Below are 2385 nucleotides of genomic sequence, written 5' to 3'. Positions count from 1 at the left end.
GGGCGGCATCTTCTCAAGCGTCGCGACCAAGGATTCTCATCCTGATTGACGCGCTCTTCTCATCAAGTTTGTCGCGCTACACGCCAATGGAATGACCCGAAGTCGTGCTCGCTATATGGATCGTTGTCGGCTGTGAACTGATCAAATGATCTGACCGCCGCCAATATCTCGCCAACAGCTGCTTCCCCCAACGCAGCTATGCCCCTTGTTATGAGCACACGACAGCCAGTAAATGACTGCCGTGCGCGATCATTAAGTGCCCTTATTTTATCTGCCTCACAGTCAGCCATTTGACGTGGCCTTTGCAGCGCCGGGTTGTGTGCGGGGTTTGCGCTCGACAGCGCGGGCAATCGCTGTGTCCAATTCACCCGCCTTTGCTGCGGCCAAGAATACCGCCAGCACATCACCCACGTCTTTGAGGGATTTCACGAACACAGCATTGTTGGTGCCATCAGCTGCGATCACACGTGCCCCATAACGGCACTGCACATACCACCCCCCATCTTGCTCAAAAAACCAAGGTCGCACTCGGCGATGTGTTTTGACGGCCACTCGCTCCCCGACCTCGTTGGAGATCCATTTGGTTTTCTCCACCTGATAGTCTTCGCCGTTCATTGTGGCCGCATGAACCAGCTGTTGTTCCTCAAGTCCTGCCACGAGCTTTTCACGTCGAGCAGCAACGGGATCACGTGCTGTGCTTCTTGTGACGGATTTAAAGTTGAGTTTTGCCAGTGCAGTCATCTGCTATGTGCTCCTGTGCTATACACCTATAACGCGAACATATGGTCACAGATTTGCATGGACGACCGAAAAGACAGGGGCTGTGACAGGAAATGTAAACACGGATCAGAACCGACCCTACGCCCATAAAGAAGCGCCGAACGGTATCAACCGCCGACGCTGTAAGATGTTCTGTATGTGCAATTTAGTATCACGTTCTGTGTGTAAGTTCTTTTGTTCGTTCGCTTATGTGTAAGTGGTTCTGTTTCTGCGTTGCTGTTTGAGCTGTTCGTTGTGTTTGACGTTTGCTGTTTGCTGTTTGAACACTTGCCATTGAACAAGGATGTGCCAAGATTTTCATCTACGACACGATCCCGTTTGAGTTGTCTTATATGTTGCAGTGCGAAAGGGCCTAGCCACGCTTCGCTACGAGGTTTCCGTCGTCTGCACCATACGCTGCCTGTTGTGCTGTCAATGCCTGTTGTGCTTGCCTAAGCCAGATTGGGCTGGCTGCCCTTTGAAGTCTCTGTCGCTGAGCGTTATGCTCGTATTTAGCCATTTCAGCCAAATCCGTGCGGTCCCAACTGATCTCGTCCAACAACGTGGCGCTGCCCATGCGCCAGTATTCGCGCGTCACATAATTCACAGCACGTGACCTGCTCTTCACCGGCATGACCCAGTTCTTGGCGAGGGGGGCTGTTTGGTGATGGTGTTTGGCCCAAATCGCGTTGAGCACGGTGCAGGCGTGCTCGATGTCCGCCGTGGGGGATTTCAGCACAAAGTGGATGTGGAAGTTTTCGCTGTCGCTGCCCTCGTGCGCAAAGCACCAGCGAGGCACACGCATGTTTTGTCGTTCCGCTGCATGGCCAAAGAACACGCGGTCCACTTTGTTCCAATACGATCTGAGCAACTTGTGGGCGGAGGTGCTGCCGATGGTTCTGCCATTCACAAATTTGAGCGTGCCGAACACGTCCCAGTCTTTTTGCAGCAGGTATTTGTTCAGTTCTCGTCGTTCCCGTCGCCAATCCGCCATCGCTATCCTTTCCCGTGTATTTATCAACGGGGCAGAAAACTCATAGCTGATGTGGCAAAAACTGTGTGGCGGAAGTGTTGGTCGGTCTTGTGTTTCCACAGTATCCGCAACGACTGTGTCACGCACCATGTTTGAAACACTGTGTTCGCAACATTTTGGGACAACATAGTCCGTCAAACACAGAACTTGGAACGCTGTGGGGACGGAATACACGTGACGCAGTTGGCAACACTCATAAAAGCGCGCATAAAAAAACCGCCAGCACGAATGCTGACGGCCATGTTTCCGTTGCGTGAACATTTAGTGTTCGGTTTCAGATACGACAAAGCGATAGTAGCGCATCAACCGAAGTCGATCCCAGTAGGACAACTCTAGGAATTTTTGTGAACACGTTGTTTTACCTTTTGGTACCGCCCCCTTTTTCCCCAAGTGGAAGGCCATCTCTGCAGCAAACACCCGTGCTTCAGACTGATTGATGCTGTTGCGCATTTTGCTAAGGATTGGCGCATCGCCGTGCCGATGATGCAATATTTCATAGCAGGTCAGGCGTTGAACAGCCTGATCTCGAACAAGACCGAAATCGGGCTATTTCGCGGTTTGTGTGGGTGGTTTGGTTTCCGGTCATTTGCTTG

4 protein-coding genes are annotated in these 2385 nt (G+C 51.9%); 1 reads left to right on the top strand and 3 read right to left on the bottom strand.

The features are described 5' to 3' along the window. Positions 1 to 62: 62 nt before the first annotated feature. The 3 genes from ACFTOW_RS13585 to ACFTOW_RS13575 all read right to left on the bottom strand — a co-directional run bounded on the left by ACFTOW_RS13585 (position 63) and on the right by ACFTOW_RS13575 (position 1882). Complete coding sequence (locus ACFTOW_RS13585; RefSeq protein WP_379916603.1) at positions 63 to 290, bottom strand: DUF3768 domain-containing protein; 228 nt, start codon at positions 288 to 290, stop codon at positions 63 to 65. Beyond that, complete coding sequence (locus ACFTOW_RS13580; RefSeq protein WP_379916601.1) at positions 283 to 741, bottom strand: hypothetical protein; 459 nt, start codon at positions 739 to 741, stop codon at positions 283 to 285. Before ACFTOW_RS13580 ends, ACFTOW_RS13585 begins: the two co-directional genes overlap by 8 nt. Positions 742 to 1132: 391 nt before the next feature. Beyond that, a complete protein-coding gene (locus ACFTOW_RS13575; protein ID WP_379916599.1) occupies positions 1133 to 1882 on the bottom strand; it encodes a hypothetical protein in 750 nt (249 codons plus the stop codon). A gap of 300 nt (positions 1883 to 2182) precedes the next feature. Here ACFTOW_RS13575 and ACFTOW_RS13570 point away from each other — a divergent pair. Next, positions 2183 to 2385 (top strand): hypothetical protein (locus tag ACFTOW_RS13570; protein WP_379916597.1); only part of this gene is annotated, 203 nt, incomplete at its 3' end.

Source organism: Lacimonas salitolerans (assembly GCF_042677865.1).
GTDB lineage: Bacteria > Pseudomonadota > Alphaproteobacteria > Rhodobacterales > Rhodobacteraceae > Lutimaribacter > Lutimaribacter salitolerans.
Note: the sequence above shows the minus strand (reverse complement) of the source record. Positions and strands in the feature narration are given on the sequence as shown.